Origin of the sequence: Achromobacter sp. AONIH1 (genome assembly GCF_002902905.1) — a bacterium.
Lineage (GTDB): Bacteria > Pseudomonadota > Gammaproteobacteria > Burkholderiales > Burkholderiaceae_B > Achromobacter.
In genome coordinates this window covers 2,468,167-2,487,127 of the sequence record NZ_CP026124.1, presented here as the reverse complement: position 1 = coordinate 2,487,127, position 18,961 = coordinate 2,468,167, and the positions used below count along the sequence as shown (strand labels likewise).

The 18,961-nt window shown below is 67.9% G+C and carries 17 protein-coding genes; 13 read left to right on the top strand and 4 right to left on the bottom strand.

Going from position 1 to position 18,961, the window contains the following annotated elements:
• Positions 1–41 precede the first annotated feature (41 nt).
• The 8 genes from C2U31_RS11440 (at position 42) to C2U31_RS11405 (ending at position 8,549) form a co-directional block, all read left to right on the top strand.
• Positions 42–1,601, top strand: coding sequence for an ABC transporter substrate-binding protein (locus C2U31_RS11440; protein ID WP_103272896.1), 1,560 nt, complete (start codon positions 42–44; stop codon positions 1,599–1,601).
• 87 nt (positions 1,602–1,688) lie between these two features.
• Entirely contained in the window at positions 1,689–2,630 is a 942-nt protein-coding gene (locus tag C2U31_RS11435; RefSeq protein ID WP_103272895.1) for an ABC transporter permease, read from the top strand.
• 159 nt (positions 2,631–2,789) lie between these two features.
• The gene (locus tag C2U31_RS11430; RefSeq protein ID WP_103272894.1) at positions 2,790–3,662 is read left to right on the top strand and encodes an ABC transporter permease; all 873 of its coding nucleotides are present in this window, start codon (positions 2,790–2,792) and stop codon (positions 3,660–3,662) included.
• Between the two features lie 2 nt (positions 3,663–3,664).
• On the top strand, positions 3,665–4,672 hold the full coding sequence (locus C2U31_RS11425) for an ABC transporter ATP-binding protein (RefSeq protein ID WP_103272893.1): 1,008 nt from the start codon (positions 3,665–3,667) through the stop codon (positions 4,670–4,672).
• On the top strand, positions 4,669–5,730 hold the full coding sequence (locus tag C2U31_RS11420; protein WP_233772736.1) for an ABC transporter ATP-binding protein: 1,062 nt from the start codon (positions 4,669–4,671) through the stop codon (positions 5,728–5,730). Before C2U31_RS11425 ends, C2U31_RS11420 begins: the two co-directional genes overlap by 4 nt.
• A gap of 28 nt (positions 5,731–5,758) precedes the next feature.
• Complete coding sequence (locus C2U31_RS11415) at positions 5,759–6,634, top strand: MurR/RpiR family transcriptional regulator (RefSeq protein WP_103272892.1); 876 nt, start codon at positions 5,759–5,761, stop codon at positions 6,632–6,634.
• A 14-nt stretch (positions 6,635–6,648) separates the two neighbouring features.
• A complete protein-coding gene (locus C2U31_RS11410) occupies positions 6,649–8,124 on the top strand; it encodes an amidohydrolase family protein (protein ID WP_103272891.1) in 1,476 nt (491 codons plus the stop codon).
• Between the two features lie 14 nt (positions 8,125–8,138).
• The gene (locus tag C2U31_RS11405) at positions 8,139–8,549 is read left to right on the top strand and encodes a RidA family protein (RefSeq protein ID WP_103272890.1); all 411 of its coding nucleotides are present in this window, start codon (positions 8,139–8,141) and stop codon (positions 8,547–8,549) included.
• Positions 8,550–8,741: 192 nt separating this feature from the next.
• Here the strand turns inward: C2U31_RS11405 and lolA are convergent, their stop codons facing one another.
• Together lolA and C2U31_RS11395 are read right to left on the bottom strand one after the other, a co-directional pair.
• Positions 8,742–9,377 carry an outer membrane lipoprotein chaperone LolA gene (gene lolA / locus C2U31_RS11400; RefSeq protein ID WP_103272889.1) on the bottom strand — a complete coding sequence of 212 codons (636 nt, stop codon included), beginning with the start codon at positions 9,375–9,377 and terminating at the stop codon, positions 8,742–8,744.
• Positions 9,377–11,755, bottom strand: a complete 2,379-nt coding sequence (locus C2U31_RS11395; protein ID WP_103272888.1) for a DNA translocase FtsK — start codon at positions 11,753–11,755, stop codon at positions 9,377–9,379. Before C2U31_RS11395 ends, lolA begins: the two co-directional genes overlap by 1 nt.
• 42 nt (positions 11,756–11,797) lie before the next feature.
• Between C2U31_RS11395 and trxB the strand changes: the two genes are divergently transcribed.
• The 3 genes from trxB to C2U31_RS11380 are packed head-to-tail and all read left to right on the top strand — an operon-like array spanning position 11,798 to position 13,778.
• Positions 11,798–12,769 (top strand): thioredoxin-disulfide reductase, encoded by a 972-nt coding sequence (gene trxB, locus C2U31_RS11390; RefSeq protein ID WP_103272887.1) that lies wholly within the window; start codon positions 11,798–11,800, stop codon positions 12,767–12,769.
• Positions 12,769–13,452, top strand: a complete 684-nt coding sequence (locus tag C2U31_RS11385; protein WP_103272886.1) for a Smr/MutS family protein — start codon at positions 12,769–12,771, stop codon at positions 13,450–13,452. Before trxB ends, C2U31_RS11385 begins: the two co-directional genes overlap by 1 nt.
• Entirely contained in the window at positions 13,449–13,778 is a 330-nt protein-coding gene (locus C2U31_RS11380; protein WP_103272885.1) for a multidrug efflux SMR transporter, read from the top strand. The genes C2U31_RS11385 and C2U31_RS11380 overlap by 4 nt, the downstream gene beginning before the upstream one ends.
• Positions 13,779–13,800: 22 nt before the next feature.
• On the opposite strand, the gene C2U31_RS11375 is transcribed toward C2U31_RS11380, so the two are convergent.
• Both C2U31_RS11375 and C2U31_RS11370 read right to left on the bottom strand, forming a co-directional pair.
• Positions 13,801–15,891 (bottom strand): sodium:solute symporter family protein, encoded by a 2,091-nt coding sequence (locus tag C2U31_RS11375; protein WP_103272884.1) that lies wholly within the window; start codon positions 15,889–15,891, stop codon positions 13,801–13,803.
• Positions 15,891–16,163 (bottom strand): DUF4212 domain-containing protein, encoded by a 273-nt coding sequence (locus tag C2U31_RS11370; protein WP_103272883.1) that lies wholly within the window; start codon positions 16,161–16,163, stop codon positions 15,891–15,893. Before C2U31_RS11370 ends, C2U31_RS11375 begins: the two co-directional genes overlap by 1 nt.
• Before the next feature lie 743 nt (positions 16,164–16,906).
• Here C2U31_RS11370 and kdpF point away from each other — a divergent pair.
• Both kdpF and kdpA read left to right on the top strand, forming a co-directional pair.
• Positions 16,907–16,996: a K(+)-transporting ATPase subunit F gene (gene kdpF, locus C2U31_RS11365; protein ID WP_103272882.1), complete on the top strand. Its 90-nt coding sequence runs from the start codon at positions 16,907–16,909 to the stop codon at positions 16,994–16,996.
• Positions 16,996–18,792: a potassium-transporting ATPase subunit KdpA gene (gene kdpA, locus C2U31_RS11360; RefSeq protein ID WP_103272881.1), complete on the top strand. Its 1,797-nt coding sequence runs from the start codon at positions 16,996–16,998 to the stop codon at positions 18,790–18,792. Before kdpF ends, kdpA begins: the two co-directional genes overlap by 1 nt.
• Positions 18,793–18,961: the final 169 nt, after the last annotated feature.

The following is an 18,961-nucleotide window of genomic DNA, read 5'->3' as shown; positions in this document are numbered from 1 at the left end:
TGAATCACGCGACAACTGTTTTTGACCCTCTGGAGAGAGACATGAACTTCCGCACCTCCCGGCGCGGCGGGCTGCAACGCCTGCTGCTGGCCGGCGCCATCGGCTTGACCACCCTGTCCGCCCCTGCCTTCAGCGCCCCGACGCCGGTCAAGGGAGGCACGATCTCGGTCGCCACCATCGGCGAGCCGCCGACGCTGGATCCGATGAGCAGCACCGCCGATCTGGTCGGCATCCTGACGCAGCATTTCTTCGAAACGCTGTACACCTTCGACGCCCAGTGGAACCTGACCCCGCTGCTGGCCGACAAGATGCCCGAGATCAGCGCCGACGGCCTGGTCTACACGATTCCGCTGCGCCAGGGCATCACCTTCCACGACGGCTCGAAGATGGATTCGTCCGACGTGCTGGCCTCGCTCAAGCGTTGGACCGAAACCGCCACGCGCGGCAAGGGCGCGGCCAAGGTCATCTCCAGCATCGAGGCGCCCGACGCCAACACCATCCGCATCACGCTCAAGCAGCCCTACTCGCCGCTGACCGCGCTGCTGGCCATGAACAACGCCGCCGCCGTCATCATGCCCAAGGGCAAGATCGCCCCGGTCCTGACCGAGATCGTCGGCACCGGTCCTTACCAACTCAAGGCGCGCGTGCCGGACCAGTACATCCAGCTGGTGCGCTTCGACGGCTACAAGCAGCGCGAAGGCGAGCCCGACGGCTACGGCGGCGCCCGCAAGCAGTACCTGGACGAAATCCGCTTCGTGCCGGTGAGCAACGCCAACACCCGCACCGAAGCCGCCGTGGCCGGCCAGTTCGACTACGTCGACTCGCTGCCGGTGGAATCGCTGGACAAGCTCAAGGGCGGCCGCTCCGATCCGGTCATGCTCAAGCCTTTCGGCTGGCCGCGCCTGGTGCTCAACACCAAGCAGGGCATCATGTCCAACCTGGCCGTGCGCCAGGCCGTGCAGCTGGCGCTGAACGAAGAGGACATGCTGTTCGCCGCCTTCGGCAACAAGGAGTTCTACAAGCTCAACGGCGACCTGTACCCCGAGGGCTACCCCTGGGCCACGTCGCTGGGCGGCAAGGTCTACAACAAGGCCGACACCGCCGCCGCCAAGAAGCTGCTGGACGGCGCCAACGTCGCCGACAAGAAGATCCGCATCCTGACCAGCCAGCAGTACGAGTTCCACTACAAGATGGCGCTGGTCGCCGCCGAGTACCTGAAGGCCGCAGGCTTCACGGTGGACATGCAGGTGGTGGACTGGGCCACGCTGACGCAGCGCCGCCAGGATCCGGCCGTGTGGGACATCTTCATCACCCACAGCGTGTTCCTGCCCGAGCCCGCCCTGATCGACTTCCCGTCCAAGGACGCGCCGGGCTGGTGGGACACGCCGCGCCGCGCCCAGGTCATGGATGCGTACAACCAGGCGCGCACCCAGGAAGAACGCGTCAAGCGCTGGGCCGACGTGCAGCAGGCCGTGTATGACGAGATCCCCTTCATCAAGGTCGGGGACTTCAACGCCCAGGGCGCGCGCTCGTCGTCGCTGCAGGGCACCAAGCCGGCGCCATGGCCGTTCTTCTGGAATGCCTGGAAGAGCGCCAAGTAAGCGATGCGCGGGGCGGCGGGCCGATCGGGTCGCCGCCCCGCCCTTGCAGGAATGCCCCGAGTTTTCGCCTTGATCTAGGACACCATCGTGTTGCGTTATCTCTTGAACCGGCTGGTCGGGCTGGTGGCCGTGATGTTCATCGTCGCGACCATCGTGTTCGTGATCATCCGCATCACGCCGGGCGATCCGGCCGCCGTCATGCTGGGCCCCCAGGCCAGCCAGCAGGACATCGACGCGCTGCGCGCGCAGCTCGGACTGGACCAGCCCTTCGCCGTGCAGTACGTGAGCTGGCTGGGCAAGCTGGTCCAGGGCGACCTGGGGCAATCCATCTTCATGAACAAGCCGGTGCTGTCGGCGTTGGCCGACCGCGCCGAACCCACGCTGCTGCTGACGCTGATGTCACTCATCATCGCCAGCGCCATCGCGCTGCCGGTGGGCATCCTGTCCGCCGTCAAGCGCGGCACCACGCTGGACCAGTCGGTGCTGTCGTTCTCGATGTTCACCTCCAGCGTGCCCAGCTTCTGGCTGGGCCTGTTGCTGATGCAGGTCTTCTCGGTGAAGCTCGGCTGGCTGCCGGTGGCCGGCTACGGCGGCCCGGACGCCTCGCTGGCGACGCGGCTGTCGCACCTGATCCTGCCCGCGGTGGTGCTGGGCCTGGTGAACTCGGCGCTGATCACCCGTTTCATCCGCGCCAGCATGCTGGACGTGCTGCGCGACGACTACGTGCGCACCGCCCGCGCCAAGGGCCTGCCGGAAGGCCAGGTGATCCTCAAGCACGCGGTGCGCAACGCGCTCATCCCCATCCTGACGGTGCTGGGCCTGACCACGGCGCTGCTGATCAGCGGCGCGGTCGTGACCGAGACCGTGTTCGGCCTGCCCGGCGTGGGCAGCCTGGTGGTGTCGGCGGTGTTGCGGCGCGACTACCCGGTGATCCAGGGCGCGCTGCTGATCATCGCGGCGATCTACGTGCTGATCAATCTGTTCATCGACCTGCTGTACCTACTGGTGGACCCCCGCGTCCGCTATTGATGGAGGCCCACCCCCGATGGAGGCCCACCCCCGCAGCGCTGCGCGCTTCCCCCTCGAGGGGGCATGCCGGCGGACCGGCAAAGCCGGCTCCGCGGCATCCCGATGGGGCTGCATCCTCTCGTGCGTTGTCGGCAACGCGTGGCGTTTTGGAGCACTGATATGACGAATGCAATTACCGCAACTCCCGGCGGCGCGGACCGCTGGCAGGTGCTGCGCCTGCTGGTTTCGCGCAAGACCGTGCTGATCAGCCTGATCGTGCTGATCGTGCTGATCGGCGCCGCGCTGCTGGCCCCCTGGGTCAGCCCCTACGACCCCATGAAGCTGTCCATCATGAACCGGCTCAAGGCGCCCGGCGCCGCGCACTGGTTCGGCACCGACGATTTCGGCCGCGACGTATTCAGCCGCGTGATCCACGGCGGCCGGCTGTCGCTGACGGTGGGCTTCTCGGTGGTGGTGCTGTCCAGCGTGCTGGGCATCGCGCTGGGCCTGGTCGCCGGCTTCTTCCGCTCGGCCGACAAGATCGTCTCGCGCGTGATCGACGCCATGATGGCCTTCCCGGACATCCTGCTGGCGATCTCGCTGGTGGCCGCGCTGGGTCCGTCGCTGACCAACGTGGTGATCGCGCTGGGCATCGTGTACACGCCGCGCCTGGCCCGCATCGTGCGCGCCTCGACGCTGGTGATCCGCGAGCTGCCCTTCGTGGAGGCCGCGCGCGCGCTGGGTGTGCCGACCTGGCGCATCATCAGCGTGCACGTGCTGCGCAACCTGGTGTCGCCCATCCTGGTGCAGGGCACCTTCATCTTCGCCTACGCGATCCTGGCCGAAGCCGGCCTGTCGTTCCTGGGCGTGGGCGTATCGCCCGACATTCCCACCTGGGGCACCATGATCAACGCCGGCCAGCAGTACATGGGCTCGGCCGACTGGATCATGATCTTCCCCGGCATCGCCATCATTCTTTCGGTGCTGTCGCTGCAGCTGGTCGGCGACGGCCTGCGCGACGTGCTGGACCCGCGCCTGCGCAAGGAGCTTTGATCATGTCGGCAAGCACCCGAGACGTCGTGCTGTCCGTTGAAGGACTCAAGACCTGGTTCCACAGCCGCGACGGCGTGGCCAAATCCGTGGACGGCGTCACCTTCGACCTGGCCCGCGGCGAAACCCTGGCCATCGTGGGCGAGTCCGGTTCCGGCAAATCCGTGACCAGCCTGTCCATCATGGGCCTGCTGCCCAAGCCCGCGGGCCGCATCGAGGCCGGCAAGATCCGCTTCCGCGACCGCAAGGGCCAGGAGCATGACCTGGCGCGGGCCACGCCCGCCACGCTGCGGCGCATCCGTGGCGCCGAGATCGCCATGATCTTCCAGGAGCCCATGACCAGTCTGAACCCGCTGTACACGGTGGGCGACCAGATCGCCGAGGCCATTCTGCTGCATGAAGGCGGCTCGCGCGCCGACGCCCTGCGCCGCGCCCGCGAAATGCTGGAGCGCGTCGAGATTCCGGCGGCCGAGCGCCGCGTCAACGAGTACCCGCACCAGATGTCCGGCGGCATGCGCCAGCGCGTGATGATCGCGCTGGCCCTGGCCTGCAACCCGGCGGTGCTGATCGCCGACGAGCCGACCACCGCGCTGGACGTGACCGTGCAGGCGCAGATCCTGGACCTGCTGCGTCGCCTGCAGGCCGAGATGAACATGAGCATCCTGTTCATTACCCACAACCTGGGCGTGGTGGCCGAGATCGCGCACCGCGTGGCGGTGATGTACGCCGGCCGCGTGGTCGAGGACGCGGGCGTCTACGATCTGTTCGAGAAGCCCACGCATCCGTACACGCGCGGCCTGCTGTCCTGCCTGCCCACCGCCGCCCTGCTGGCCTCGGGCGAACGGCTGCGCGCGATTCCCGGCAACGTGCCCAGCGTGCTGTCGCTGCCGGCCGGCTGTACCTTCGCGCCGCGCTGCCCGCAGGCCGACGACAGCTGCCGCCGCGACGTGCCCGAACTGATTCCGGTGCAGCCCGAGCACCGTGCGCGCTGCATCAAGGTGACTCCGCTATGAACGCCCTCCCCCAGAACGAGATTCCCGCGACGCCGGCCCTGGAGCCGGCCGCCGCCGGCCGCTCGCGCCAGCCCGTCGTCCGCGCCGCGGATCCGCTGGTGCGCATCGAGGAACTGAAGGTCCATTTCCCGACCTCGCAGTCGCGCAACGCGCCCATGGTCAAGGCGGTGGACGGCGTCACCTTCGACGTGCCGCGCAACACCATCGTCGGCCTGGTCGGCGAGTCAGGCTCGGGCAAGACCACCACCGGCCGCGCGCTGCTGCGCCTGTTCGCGCCGACCGCCGGCCGCATCCTGTTCGACGGCCAGGACATCACGAACCTCAGTGAAAAGCAGATGCTGCCGTGGCGCCGCCGCATGCAGATCGTGTTCCAGGATCCCTACGCCAGCCTCAACCCGCGCATGACGGTCTCCGAGATCCTGGGCGAGGCGCTGGACACGCACAAGCTGGCGCAGAACCGCCGCGCGGCCCGCATCGGCGAACTGCTCGAACGCGTCGGCCTGAACGCCGACCACGCGCGCCGCTATCCGCACGAGTTCTCGGGCGGCCAGCGCCAGCGCATCGGCATCGCCCGCGCGCTGGCGGTGGAGCCGGACTTCATCGTGGCCGACGAGCCGGTCTCGGCGCTGGACGTGTCGGTCCAGGCGCAGGTGCTGAACCTGCTGCAGGACCTGCAGCGCGACCTGGGCCTGACCATGCTGTTCGTGGCCCACGACCTGGCGGTGGTGGACTACCTGTGCGACGAAGTCGTGGTGATGTACCTGGGCCGCGTGATGGAACGTGGCCCCACCAGCGAGGTATACGCCCGGCCGCGCCACCCCTATACTCGCGCCCTGCTGTCGGCCGCGCCGGTGCCGGACCCGCGCGCGCCGCGCTCGCGCATCCTGCTCAAGGGCGACATTCCCAGCCCGGTCAACCCGCCGTCGGGCTGCGTGTTCCGCACCCGCTGTCCGCACGCGACCGAGGCCTGCGCCGCGCCGCTGCCGCCGGCGGCCAATGTCGGCCCGGGGCATCATGTGGCCTGTATCCGCCTCGGAGATCCCGAGCTGGCGGCCTAGACTGCGCCCCCGATCCAGGACCCTTCCCATGAAGAACAACATCCGCGACATCGTTTTCCAGATACGCAGCCGGCGCGACGACCTGAGCGTCACCGAGCGCAAGGTCGCCGACGCCATCCTGGACAACATCATCTGGAGCGCCAGCGCCACGGTCGACCAGCTGGCCGCCAAGGCCAGCGTCAGCATCGCCACGATCTCGCGCTTCGCCCGCACGGTGGGCTGCGAAGACACCCGCGACCTGAAGATGAAGCTGGCCCAGGCCAGCACCGTGGGCAGCCGCTTCCTGGACCCCACCGCGCCGGCCGAGGAAAGCACGTTCTACGCGCGCATCTACGCCGACATCGAAAGCACGCTGCGCGCGCACCTGCCGACCTTCACCGAGCAACTGTTCGGCCAGGCCACGGCCATCGCGCACGAGGCGCGCATGATCTACGTGTTCGGCATGGGCGGCGCGTCCGCCGTGCTGGCGCAGGAAGTGCAGTCGCGGCTGGTGCGGCTGGGCTATCCCATCGCGGTCTACACCGACGCGGTGCTGCTGCGCATGGTCGCGGCCACGCTGGACGAGCGCGACGCGGTGCTGATCCTGTCGGCCTCGGGTCTGACGCCCGAGATCCTGGGCGCGGCGCGCATCGTCAAGCAGTACCGCGCCCGCATCGTCGCCATCACCGACGCGACCTCGCCGCTGGCTGAGATGGCCGACGTGGTGCTGCCGATCCGCACCGACGAGACCGACTTCATCTACAAGCCCTCGGCCTCGCGCTACGCCATGATGCTGGCGATCGACCTGCTGGCCACCGAACTGGCCATGCTGCATCAAGAAGAAAACCGTGAACGCCTGCGCCGCATCAAGCTGGCGCTGGACGGCTACCGCGGCGGCCCGAACCGGCTGCCGCTGGGCGATTGAACCTGGAACAGAAGATGTTTGACACTCTCATACGCGACGTGCGCGTGCTGGACGGCAGCGGCCAGGCCGAATACCGCGCCAGCGTGGCGCTGGAAGGCGGACGCATCGCGGCCATCGGCGAGCTGCCCGACGCCCAGGCGCGGCACGTGGTCGACGGCGACGGCCTGGCGCTGGCGCCGGGTTTCATCGACGTGCACACGCACGACGACACCAACGTCATCCGCACGCCGGGCATGCTGCCCAAGCTCTCGCAGGGCGTGACCACTGTGGTGGTGGGCAATTGCGGCATCAGCGCCTCGCCCGTCTCGCTGCGCGGCGAGCCGCCGGATCCCATGAACCTGCTGGGCGCGCGCGAGGATTTCAGCTATCCCAGCTTCGCCGACTACACGCGCGCCATCGAGGCCGCGCAGCCGGCGGTGAACGTGGCGGCGCTGGTGGGCCACACCGCCCTGCGCAACAACCACATGGACCGGCTGGACCGCAGCGCCACCCGCGACGAAGTCCTGGCCATGCGCGAGCAACTGCGCGAGGCGCTGGCGCACGGCGCCATCGGCCTGAGCACCGGCCTGGCCTACGGCTCGGCCATCGAGGCCGACACCGAAGAGGTCAAGCTGCTGGCCGAGGCGCTGGACGAGTTCGGCGCGCTCTACACCACGCACCTGCGCTCGGAGTTCGCCGCCATCCTGGAAGCCATGCAGGAAGCGTTCGACATCGCCCTGCACGCGCGCGTGCCGGTGGTGGTGTCGCACCTGAAATGCGCCGGCGCCGGCAACTGGGGCCGCACGAAGGAAGTGCTGTTCAAGCTGGAGAACGCCGGCAAGATGCAGCGCGTGGGCTGCGATTGCTATCCCTATTCCGCCAGCTCGTCCACGCTGGACCTGAAGCAGGTCACGGACGAGTTCGACATCATCATCAACTGGTCGGCGCCACATCCGGACCAGGCCGGGCGCAAGCTGGCCGAGATCGCCGCCGACTGGAACGTGACGCTGCTGGAAGCGGCCAGACGCCTGCAACCGGCCGGCGCCGTCTACCACAACATGCACGAAGACGACGTGCGGCGCGTGCTGTCGCATCCGCTCACGATGGTGGGCTCGGACGGCCTGCCCAACGATCCCAAGCCGCATCCCCGGCTGTGGGGCGCCTTCCCGCGCGTGCTCGGCCACTACAGCCGCGACGCCGGCCTGTTCCCGCTGAACCAGGCGGTGCACAAGATGACCGGCCTGTCGGCCGCGCGCTATGGCCTGGCCGGACGCGGCCTGATCCGCGAGGGCTATCACGCCGACGTAGTGCTGTTCAATCCGGACACCGTGATCGACCGCGCCACCTTCGCCGATCCCGTCCAGGCGGCGGCCGGCATCGAGGCGGTCTGGGTCAACGGCGCCCTGTCCTATCTACACGGGCAGCCCACCGGCGAACGCGCCGGCCGTTGGCTGCCGCGCAATGGCGACCTGCGCGCGAGCTTCGCGGCGGCGTCCTCTCCCACTCTCTAAGCAAGGAGCACATCATGAGCAATTCCTCCACCACCGACAGCAACGGCATCACCCGCTACGGCGTGGCCGGCGGCACCGGCCAGGGCGGCTCGCACATGCCCTTCGCCCGCGCCGTGGCAGCCGACGGCTGGCTGTACGTGTCGGGCCAGGTCCCCATGGAAAACGGCGAAGTCATCGAGGGCGGCACCGTGGCCCAGTCGCACAAGGCCATCCAGCAGGTGCTGGCCATCCTGAAGGAAGCCGGCTACGGCCCCGAGCACGTGGTCCGCTGCGGCGTGTGGCTGGACGACGCGCGCGACTTTCCGTCGTTCAACAAGGTGTTCAAGGAGTACTTCGGCGAAAACCCGCCGGCGCGCGCCTGCGTGCAGTCGCCGCTGATGGTGGACGCCAAGGTCGAGATCGATTGCGTGGCGTATAAGAGGTGACCCCCCCCGAAGCGCTGCGCGCTTCCCCCCCAGGGGGGCGCCGCTGCGGACCGGCGGAGCCGGATCCGCGCGGCCTGGCTAGCGACGCCAGCGCACGCGCCTCCACGCCTGTCGTACTCCAAAGCAAACGGCCCCACGAATCCTTCGTGGGGCCGTTTGTTTTTGGGGTGGCGTGGCGCTGCCTACGTCCGTCTACATCTTGACCACATCCACGCCCTTGGGCGCGGTGAACTGGAATTCCTTGGCGCCGATGGACGGATTCGGGGTGATGCCCGACAGGTCCACCCGCGTCGTCTGGCCGAAGGAATCCAGCAGCTCGACGCGCGCCGGCAGGTTGTCCTTCAAACCGATATCCACGCGCGAAAAACCGGCGTCGGCGTTGCGCGGCTTGGCGCGCAGCCAGTCCAGGCCGTCCTTGGACGGCAGCGCCGACACCTCGAACGACTGCTCCAGCGAGCCCGAGCCGAACAGGATCGCGGCGGGCGAGGTGCCGATGGCCGCGTCGACCTTGCGTTCGGTCACTTGCAGCAGGTCCGGATCGTACTGATAGACCTTGGCGCCATCCGAGATCACCAGCTGCTCGTAGGGCTTCTGCACCGCCCACTTGAACTTGCCGGGGCGCTGGAACGAGAACGTGCCGGTTTGCGCCGGCTGGGTGCGGCCCTGGGCGTTCACCGTGTATTGCGAGAACGAGCCGGTGGCCCCGTTCACCTTGCCGACGAAATCGCGCAGCTGCTCCTGCGCGCTGGCGGCCGCGGCGGGCGCGGATGCCAGGATCGAAGCCATGCACAGGGCCGCCGCGGCGGCCAGGCCTTGGAACATCTTCATCATGCTTCCTCTCGGGCTGCGGCCGGCACCAGGATGTCCCGGTTGCCATTGGACTGCATCGCCGACACCATACCCGATTGCTCCATCTGCTCCAGTAACCGGGCCGCGCGGTTGTAACCAATCCGCAGATGGCGCTGCACCAGCGAAATGGACGCGCGGCGGTGCTTGAGCACCACTTCGCAGGCCTGGTCGTACATGGGGTCCGACTCGGCGTCGCCGCCGATGCCGGTGACGCTGCCCGCGCCTTCCGCGCCGTCGCCATCCAGGCCGCCCTCGAGCAGGCCTTCGATGTAGTTCGGCTCGCCCTGGGCCTTCAGGCTCTCGACCACGCGGTGGACTTCATCGTCGCTGACAAAGGCGCCGTGCACGCGCACCGGCAGGCCGGTGCCCGGCGGCATGTAGAGCATGTCGCCCTGGCCCAGCAGGGTTTCCGCGCCCATCTGGTCGAGAATGGTGCGCGAGTCGATCTTGGACGAGACCTGAAAGGCGATGCGGGTCGGGATGTTGGCCTTGATCAGGCCGGTAATCACGTCCACGCTGGGGCGCTGGGTGGCCAGGATCAGGTGGATGCCAGCGGCGCGCGCCTTCTGCGCCAGGCGCGCGATCAGCTCTTCGATCTTCTTGCCCACCACCATCATCAGGTCGGCCAGCTCGTCGATGACCACCACGATGGTGGGCAGCGGCGCCAGCGGCTCGGGCTGGTCGGGCGTCAGCGAGAACGGATTGGGGATGGGTTCCTCGCGCTTGATGGCGTCGCGGATCTTGGTGTTGTAGCCGGCCAGGTTGCGCACGCCCATCTTGCTCATCAGGCGGTAGCGCTTTTCCATTTCGCCCACGCACCAGTTCAGCGCGTTGCCGGCCTGGCGCATGTCCGTGACCACCGGCGCCAGCAGGTGCGGAATGCCTTCGTAGACGCTCATTTCGAGCATCTTCGGATCGATCAGGATCAGACGGGTGTGCGAGGCGTCGGCCTTGTACAGGAGCGACAGGATCATGGCGTTGATCCCGACCGACTTGCCGGAGCCGGTGGTGCCGGCCACCAGCAGGTGAGGCATCTTGGCCAGGTCGGCCACCACCGGATTGCCGGCGATGTCCTTGCCCAGCGCCATCGTCACCACCGAGTGGCTGGCGTGGTAGGTCTGCGAACCCAGGATTTCCGACAGCTTGACCATCTGGCGGCGCGGGTTGGGCAGTTCCAGGCCCATCAGGTTCTTGCCGGGTATGGTTTCCACCACCCGGATGCTGACCAGGCTGAGCGCGCGCGCCAGGTCCTTGGCCAGGTTGACGATCTGGCTACCCTTGACGCCAGTGGCCGGCTCGATTTCGTAGCGCGTGATGACAGGGCCCGCCTGCGCCGCCACCACGGTGACGGACACGCCGAAGTCGGCCAGCTTCTTTTCGATCAGGCGCGAGGTGAATTCGATGGTCTCGGCCGACACGGTTTCCTGGTTGGGCGGCGGCGGGTCGAGCAGGCTGATGGCGGGCAGGTCGCCCTCGGCGCCCGGCGGCGGGGCGAAGAACAGCGACTGCTGCTTTTCCTTTTCCACGCGCTCGGACTTAGGCACCACGGTGATGGCGGGCTCGATGCGCACAGGCTGCTCGTGGACCAGCTTTTCCTGCTTGGCCACCACCTGCTCGGTGCGCACGGCCTTGGCCACTTCGCCGACCTTGCGGTCCTCGCGCGCGGCATAGGAGCTGCGCACGCGAAACACCATGCCTTCGATCCAGGCGCCGACCCGCTCGGCGATGTTCAGCCAGGAGAACGAGAAGAACAGGCTCAGGCCGATGGCCAGCATGACCAGGAAGGCCAGCGTGCTGCCGGTGAAGCCGATGCTGCGGCCGATCAGGTCGGCCAGCGTATGGCCGATGACGCCGCCCGCGCCGCTGGCGTGCTCGGACGCGCCGGGCAGGTGCATGCCACGGCTGGGCAGGCGCAGGGCCTCCATGCCGAGCGAACCGACCATCAGCAGGAAGAAGCCGATGCCCTCTTCCCAGTGAACGCGGGGCAGGACTTCGGGTTGCTTACTATTGGTAACTTTAAGTTGGCTGGCCAGGCGGCGATAACCGGCCCGGACGCGGTGCAAAAGCAACACCACCCACCACCAGGCGGAAAATCCGAACAGATAGAGCAGGATGTCGGCCAGATAGGCGCCCAACATGCCGCCGCGGTTGTGCACCGCGCCGGCGGGCACCGAGTGCGACCAGCCGGGGTCGGCGGCGTTCCAGGTGGCCAGCACCAGGGTCAGCCAGGCCGCCAGGGCGGCAAAGAGGATCCAACGGGCCTCGCGCAGCAGCGAGGATAGTCGTGTCTGCAGCGGGGAAGGTCCGTTGCGGGTATTGCGCGAGGCGCGTGGAGTGGCATTCGAGATACGCGGCATGCGGCTCATTATAATTGGGCGTCAATCTAAAGATACCTGCCCATGTCCACGCCTACCTCCACGCCCAAGCACGCTAAAGTTTTGATACTTGGTTCCGGCCCCGCCGGTTACACGGCCGCCGTCTATGCCGCGCGCGCCAATCTGAACCCCGTACTTGTTACAGGTCTGGCCCAGGGCGGCCAGCTCATGACGACGACCGACGTCGACAACTGGCCGGCGGACGCCGACGGCGTGCAGGGTCCGGACCTGATGCAGCGCTTCCAGAAGCACGCCGAACGCTTCAACACCGAAATGCTGTTCGACCACATCGCCAGCGTCGACCTGTCCAAGCGCCCGTTCACGCTGAACGGCGACGGCGGCAAGGTCTACACCTGCGACGCGCTCATCATCGCCACCGGCGCCTCGGCCAAGTACCTGGGCCTGCCGTCCGAAGCGTCCTTCATGGGCCGCGGCGTGTCGGGCTGCGCCACCTGCGACGGCTTCTTCTACCGCAACCAGGACGTGGTCGTGGTGGGCGGCGGCAACACCGCCGTCGAGGAAGCCCTGTACCTGTCGAACATCTGCCGCAAAGTCACCCTGATCCACCGCCGCGACAAGTTCCGCGCCGAGCCCATCCTGGTAGACAAGCTGATGTCCAAGGTCGAGAACGGCAACATGGAGCTCAAGGTCTTCCATACGCTGGAAGAAGTGCTGGGCGACGACAGCGGCGTGACCGGCGTGCGCGTGCGCCACGTCGACACCGGCGCCACCGAGGACCTGAAGGTCACCGGCGCTTTCATCGCCATCGGCCACCAGCCCAACACCAGCATCTTCCAGGGCCAGCTGGAAATGAAGGACGGCTACATCGTCACCAAGAGCGGCCTGTCCGGCATGGCCACCATGACCTCGGTGCCCGGCGTGTTCGCCGCCGGCGACGTGCAGGACCACGTCTACCGCCAGGCCATCACCAGCGCCGGCACCGGCTGCATGGCCGCGCTGGATGCCCAGCGCTGGCTGGAGAGCGAAGGCCAGTAATGAAAGGCAGCAAAGTCGGCCTGGCCGACCTAAAGCGCCTGAAGAAGGACCTGGAGGCCGAGCGCCAGCGCGCCACGCTGGCCCGCGCCTCGGCCGCGGCTGCCGCGCGCAAGCCGGCGGCCGAGTCCGCCAATCCCGCCGACGATGCCGAGGCGCTGCGGCGCAGCCTGCGGTCCGTCACCCCGATCAGGCGCGACGCCCGCGTCGAGCACAAGCCCGTGGCCACGCCCGCGCCGGCCCTGCGCCGCGCCAACGCGCTGGGCGAGACCCCGACCCGCGCCGACGCCGGCGTGTCCGACGGCGGCGAAGTCATCCACCTGCTGTCCGAAGGCGGCACCGCCTTCGTGCGCGGCGACGCCGCGCCCGACACGGCGCGCAACCTGCGTCGCGGCCAGTGGCGCGCGGGCGCCGAACTCGACCTGCACGGCCTGCGCGTGGAACAGGCCCGCCACGCCCTGCTGTCCTTCCTGGATGAATGCCAGGAACACGGCATCCGCTGCGTGCGCATCGTGCACGGCAAGGGCTACGGCTCGCAGGGGCTGGAGCCGGTGCTCAAGGACAAGGCCCGCACCTGGCTGGTGCAGAAGAACGAGGTGCTGGCGTTTTCCGAGGCGCCCGAGCGCGAAGGCGGCGCCGGCGCCCTGCTGGTGCTGCTGCGCCAGGCCGAAGGAGCCCGCAAATGAAATGGCTGTACCTGGCCGTGGCCATCCTGGCCGAGATCGTCGCCACCAGCGCCCTGAAAAGCTCCGATGGCTTCACGCGGCTGCTGCCGTCGGTGGTGACGACGCTCGGCTACGTGGTGTCGTTCTATTTTCTGTCGCTGACGCTGCGCGAGGTGCCGGTCGGCATCGCCTACGCGATCTGGTCGGGCGTGGGCATCGTGCTCATCTCCATCGTCAGCGCGCTGCTCTTCAAGCAGCACCTGGACGCGCCGGCGATGATCGGCATGGGCCTCATCATCGCCGGCGTGGTGGTGATGAACGTCTTCTCGAAGTCCGTTTCCCACTGAGCCCCACAGCAGCCTCCCCGAGCTAGCTGTTCGCGGCCGGCGGCGCGCCCCCGCCCGGCTGGCGCAGGTAATCGACCAGCGCCAGCGTGGCGCGGTCGGGCGGCGGGGTCAGCAGCGACACCACGATGATGGTCAGGAAGGCCACCGGCGCGCCGAACACGCCGGCGGCGATGGGCTGGATGCCCCACCACAGCGTGATCGGCTCGCTGCGCGAGATGCCCAGCACCCATTCGCGCAGCCAGGGCTGGGTGTGTGTCATGTAGGAGAACGTGACCAGCAGCCCCGCCGCCATGCCCAGCGTCGCCCCCCACTTGTTCGCTCGCCGCCAGAACACGCCCATGACCAATGCCGGGAAGAAAGACGAGGCGGCGAAGGAGAAGGCGGCGGACACCATGAACAGGATGTCGGCCGGCTTGCGCGCCGCGACCCAGGCCGCGCCGAACGCCACCGCCAGCAGCAGGATCTTGGACGCCATCACGCGCCGCGCCGCCGGCATGCGCGGCGACACCACCCGATACCACATGTCGTGCGACAGCGAGTTCGACAGGGTCAGCAGCAGGCCGTCGGCAGTGGACAGCGCGGCGGCCAGCCCGCCGGCGGCCACCAGCCCGGAAATCACATAGGGCAGCCCGCCGATCTCCGGCATGGCCAGCACCACCACATCCGCCCCCATGCTGATCTCGCCCAGCTGCACGATGCCGTCGCGGTTGATGTCGGTCACGTCCAGCAGGTTGCTGTCGACCGCGCTCCAGGCGTGCACCCAGTTGGGCAGGCTGAGGAAGTTGGAGCCGACCACCTGCGTGTAGACCTCGTATTTCACCAGCAGGGCCAGCGCCGGCGCCATGAAATACAGCAGCAGGATGAACAGCAGGGACCAGCACACGGAACGCCGCGCCTCGCTCACCGAGGGCGTGGTGTATGAGCGCATCAGGATGTGCGGCATGCCGGCGGTGCCCAGCATCAGGCACAGCACCAGCGCCAGGAAATTGGTGCGCATGTTGCTGCGCTCTTCCGCGTCCTTGGCCGGAAACGGCTCGGCATGCGGCGTGGGCGGCGCGGCGCGCGCCTCGAACAGGGCCTTGGACTGCGACCAGGCCGCGCGCGCCTCCTCGGCATTCGGCGGATAGGACGCCAGCTCACGCTCCAGCGAACGGATCTCCACCATGGGCGCGTCGGTGGCGTTGAGCTGGGCCAGCCGGCTGCGTAGCTTGTCCTTCTCCAGCGTCCAGGACTCGGGCAGCGCGGCGATGCGCTGGCCCATCTCGTCGGCCCGCTCCTGCCAGATGCGCCGCACCTCGATCTCGCCGGTGTCGTTCAGCAGATAGCTTTCCTTCTCGGCCACCTGCTGCAACACGATGCCGGCCGAGACCTGCGGCACGGGCGATCCGGTGTGCTTGACCGACAGCCACACCACCGGCACCAGATAGGCGATCACCAGGATGATGTACTGCCCGACCTGGGTCCAGGTCACCGCCCGCATGCCGCCCAGGAAGGAACAGACCAGCATGCCGCCCAGCGCCACGAAGATGCCCAGCTCGAACGAGATGCCGGTCATGCGGGTGGTGATGATGCCCACGCCGTAGATCTGCGCGACCAGATAGGTGAAGGAACACAGGATGGCGCAGGCCACGCCGGCCAGGCGCGGCAGGTTGCCGCCGTAGCGCGCGCCCATGAAATCGGGGATGGTGTACTGGCCGAAGCGGCGCAGGTAGGGCGCCAGCAGCATGGCCACCAGCACGTAGCCGCCGGTCCAGCCCATGATGTAGGCCAGCCCGCCGTAGCCGGTCAGGTAGAGCGTGCCCGCCACGCCGATGAAGGACGCCACCGACATCCAGTCGGCCGCCGTGGCCATGCCGTTGTAGATGGCCGGCACGCGCCGTCCGGCGACGTAGTACTCGACCTGGTCGGAGGTGCGACAGACGATGCCGATGCCGGCGTACAAGCTCACCGTCACCAGCAGGAAGACATAGCCGATCCAGTTGCGCGGCATGCCCAGGATCTCGGCCAGCGCCATCAGCAGGATCAGCAGCGCGAAACCGGCTGTGTACAGGACATAGATGCGCCGCAGCCGCAGGCTGAATTCCTGCGGGGTGTCCCCGCTGAAAAACGGCATCAGCGGTCCCCCTCAAGCTCGGCGCGCCGGTCGGCGCGGTTCATGACCCCGGCGTAGACCGCGATGATGATCAGGTAGGCCAGCGGCGCGCCATAGGCCGCCATCCAGTACGAGAACGGCCAGTTGAGGAAGTCGAAGGACAGGCCGCGGGCGAAATACGAGGGGATGAAGGTCAGCCCGGCCCAGAGCGCGAGCAATAGCGCGATCAGGCGCAAGTTGCGGCGCCAATAGGAACGGGAGGGGGATGCGGAGGGAACGCGGGATTCGGGCATAGCGATTTTTGACAACCTGGCCTGAATATCGCGAAACGCGGCGCCCGCCGCGCCGGAGCAAGCATTTCCGGACGCTTTAAGCGACAACGGCCGGCACTGCCTGGTGCCAGCCGTTGTGCGTTTTGCTTTTTTTGATACTGCTTTACTTTTTTTATGTACCGGTGCCGCCGGTCTCGTGCCCATGATGCAGGGCTTGTCTCCTCACCTGCATGGGACGAGATTCTGCACCAGACGCGGGATTGTCACACTAGGGGAATGCCCTAATTCGGCGCATTCATTTACATATAACTGGCACCACAATGGTGCAAATCACCCAACTCGTCCCAACCTTTGGGATTTTTCCCGGATGCCCGCGAGTCGGCGTCCATTTACGGCCTTGCCGCAAAACCCGATTTGCGCCGCCCTTCCCCATCCTGGCGCCACCGCGCCCGCATCCGGGCGCGCCTGGCCGCCACGCCCCGCCACGGGGCGGTCCGCGCCGTTTTTATATCCCGTTTACACCCGCCGGCCAAAGCTATACCCCGTTTTTACCCCCCGCTCCGTAACCTGCCGCTGTCCTGATTGGTCATTGCGCCTGCGCGGCCCGCATCCCCTCTGCCGCGCATGGCCCGACGCACGCAGGGAGCATCGCTCCCGGGAGGAAAGAACGTGGATGCCATCTATATCGCCATCTTCGCCGTCATGGCCGGGCTGACTTACGCCCTGCTGGGATTGTGCGCAGCCCTGTCATCGGGAGACCAATCATGAGCTGGCTCTACTGGCTCAGCGGCCTGACCGCGGCCGCCCTGTTCGTGTACCTGCTGGTCGCCCTGTTCAAACCGGAGAAGTTCTGATGAACGCCCAATACATCGGACTGCTCGTGCTCTATCTCGCAGTCCTGCTTGCCCTCGCGCCGTTTCTCGGGCGCTACATCCGCATCGCCATGGAGGACGGGCAGTCCCGCTGGACCGCCTGGGGCCGTCCGCTGGAACGCGTCATCTACCGGCTGTCCGGCATCGATCCGCAAGCCGAGATGGGCTGGAAGCGCTACGCGCTGGCGGTGCTGGCCTTCAACATCCTCGGCATCATCGCCGTCTACGCCCTGCAACGCCTGCAGGGCATGCTGCCGCTGAACCCGGCCGGCATGGGCCCGGTATCGCCCGATTCCGCGCTGAACACCGCCATCAGCTTCGTCGCCAACACCAACTGGCAGGGCTACGGCGGCGAATCGACCATGAGCTACCTGACGCAGATGCTGGCGCTCACGGTGCAGAACTTCGTGTCCGCCGCGACCGGCATCGCCGTGCTGTTCGCGTTGATCCGCGGGCTGGCGCGCCATTGCAGCGCCACGCTGGGCAACTTCTGGACCGACATGGTCCGCAGCACGCTGTATGTGCTGCTGCCGCTGTCGCTGATCCTGGCACTGGCGCTGGTCAGCCAGGGCGTGATCCAGAACTTCAGCCCCTATGTCGAGGCGCAGACCGTCGAGGCGCTGCACTACGCCCAGCCGCGCGTGGACGCGCAGGGCCAGCCGGTGCTGGACGCGGCCGGCCAGCCGGTCACCGACCCGGCGGTCACGCAGACCCAGACGCTGGCGATGGGTCCGGTGGCCTCGCAGGAAGCGATCAAGCTGCTGGGCACCAACGGCGGCGGCTTCTTCAACGCCAACTCGGCCCATCCCTATGAGAACGCCACGCCGCTGGCGAACTTCCTGGAAATGCTGGCCATCCTGATCATCCCGGCCGCACTGTGCTTCTCGTTCGGCGAGATGGTCGGCAGCCGCAAGCAGGGCATCGCGGTGCTGGCGGCGATGACGGCGCTGTTCGTCGCTTTCGCGATCAACGTCGGCTATTTCGAGCAACAGGCCAATCCGATGGCGGCGCAGGCCGGCGCGGACAGCTCCCTCTCGGCCTTCTCGCCCGGCGGCAACATGGAAGGCAAGGAAACCCGCTTCGGCATCGCCGCCACCTCGCTGTTCGCCACCGTGACCACGGCGGCGTCCTGCGGCGCGGTCAACGGCATGCACGACTCGTTCAACGCCATGGGCGGCGTGACGCCGATGCTGCAGATGCAGCTGGGCGAGGTGGTCTACGGAGGCGTCGGCTCCGGTCTGTACGGCATGCTGGCCTTCGCCGTCCTGGCGGTGTTCATCGCCGGCCTGATGATCGGCCGCACGCCGGAATACCTGGGCAAGAAGATCGAGGCCTACGACATGAAGATGGTGTCCATCGTCATCCTGGCCACTCCGCTGCTGGTGCTGGGCGGCACCGCGCTGGCCGTGTCGGTCAGCGCCGGCCAGGCGGGCGTGCTCAATCCTGGCATCCACGGTTTCTCGGAAATCCTGTACGCCCTGACCTCCGCGGCCAACAACAACGGCAGCGCCTTCGCCGGCCTGTCCGCCAACACGCCCTTCTACAACGTGCTGCTGGGGGCGGCGATGTGGTTCGGCCGCTTCGCCATCATCGTCGCCGTGCTGGCGATGGCCGGTTCGCTGGCCGCCAAGCGCCGCCTGCCCGCCGGCCCCGGCAGCATGCCGACCCACGGCCCGCTGTTCGTGGTGCTGCTGATCGGCGCCGTGCTGCTCGTGGGCGCGCTGACTTACGTGCCCGCGCTGGCGCTTGGCCCCGTCGCCGAGCACCTGCTCCGCTAATGATGAAGCCCACCCCCGAAGCGCTGCGCGCTTCCCCCTCAAGGGGGCGCCGCCGCGGACCGGCAAAGCCGGATCCGCGGGTGACGCCCACCCCCGAAGCGCTGTGCGCTCCCCCCTCAAGGGGGCGCCGCCGCGGACCGGCAAAGCCGGATCCGCGCGGCCCCGCGAG

What these genes read in the sequence shown, in the direction of transcription:
- C2U31_RS11405 (WP_103272890.1), top strand. Translation starts at nt 8,139, where the DNA reads ATGAGCAATTCCTCCACCACCGACAGCAACGGCATCACCCGCTACGGC.
- C2U31_RS11425 (WP_103272893.1), top strand. Translation starts at nt 3,665, where the DNA reads ATGTCGGCAAGCACCCGAGACGTCGTGCTGTCCGTTGAAGGACTCAAG.
- C2U31_RS11370 (WP_103272883.1), bottom strand. Translation starts at nt 16,163, where the DNA reads ATGCCCGAATCCCGCGTTCCCTCCGCATCCCCCTCCCGTTCCTATTGG.
- kdpA (WP_103272881.1), top strand. Translation starts at nt 16,996, where the DNA reads ATGAACGCCCAATACATCGGACTGCTCGTGCTCTATCTCGCAGTCCTG.
- trxB (WP_103272887.1), top strand. Translation starts at nt 11,798, where the DNA reads ATGTCCACGCCTACCTCCACGCCCAAGCACGCTAAAGTTTTGATACTT.
- C2U31_RS11440 (WP_103272896.1), top strand. Translation starts at nt 42, where the DNA reads ATGAACTTCCGCACCTCCCGGCGCGGCGGGCTGCAACGCCTGCTGCTG.
- C2U31_RS11375 (WP_103272884.1), bottom strand. Translation starts at nt 15,891, where the DNA reads ATGCCGTTTTTCAGCGGGGACACCCCGCAGGAATTCAGCCTGCGGCTG.
- C2U31_RS11380 (WP_103272885.1), top strand. Translation starts at nt 13,449, where the DNA reads ATGAAATGGCTGTACCTGGCCGTGGCCATCCTGGCCGAGATCGTCGCC.
- lolA (WP_103272889.1), bottom strand. Translation starts at nt 9,377, where the DNA reads ATGAAGATGTTCCAAGGCCTGGCCGCCGCGGCGGCCCTGTGCATGGCT.
- C2U31_RS11395 (WP_103272888.1), bottom strand. Translation starts at nt 11,755, where the DNA reads ATGCCGCGTATCTCGAATGCCACTCCACGCGCCTCGCGCAATACCCGC.
- C2U31_RS11420 (WP_233772736.1), top strand. Translation starts at nt 4,669, where the DNA reads ATGAACGCCCTCCCCCAGAACGAGATTCCCGCGACGCCGGCCCTGGAG.
- kdpF (WP_103272882.1), top strand. Translation starts at nt 16,907, where the DNA reads ATGAGCTGGCTCTACTGGCTCAGCGGCCTGACCGCGGCCGCCCTGTTC.
- C2U31_RS11415 (WP_103272892.1), top strand. Translation starts at nt 5,759, where the DNA reads ATGAAGAACAACATCCGCGACATCGTTTTCCAGATACGCAGCCGGCGC.
- C2U31_RS11410 (WP_103272891.1), top strand. Translation starts at nt 6,649, where the DNA reads ATGTTTGACACTCTCATACGCGACGTGCGCGTGCTGGACGGCAGCGGC.
- C2U31_RS11385 (WP_103272886.1), top strand. Translation starts at nt 12,769, where the DNA reads ATGAAAGGCAGCAAAGTCGGCCTGGCCGACCTAAAGCGCCTGAAGAAG.
- C2U31_RS11430 (WP_103272894.1), top strand. Translation starts at nt 2,790, where the DNA reads ATGACGAATGCAATTACCGCAACTCCCGGCGGCGCGGACCGCTGGCAG.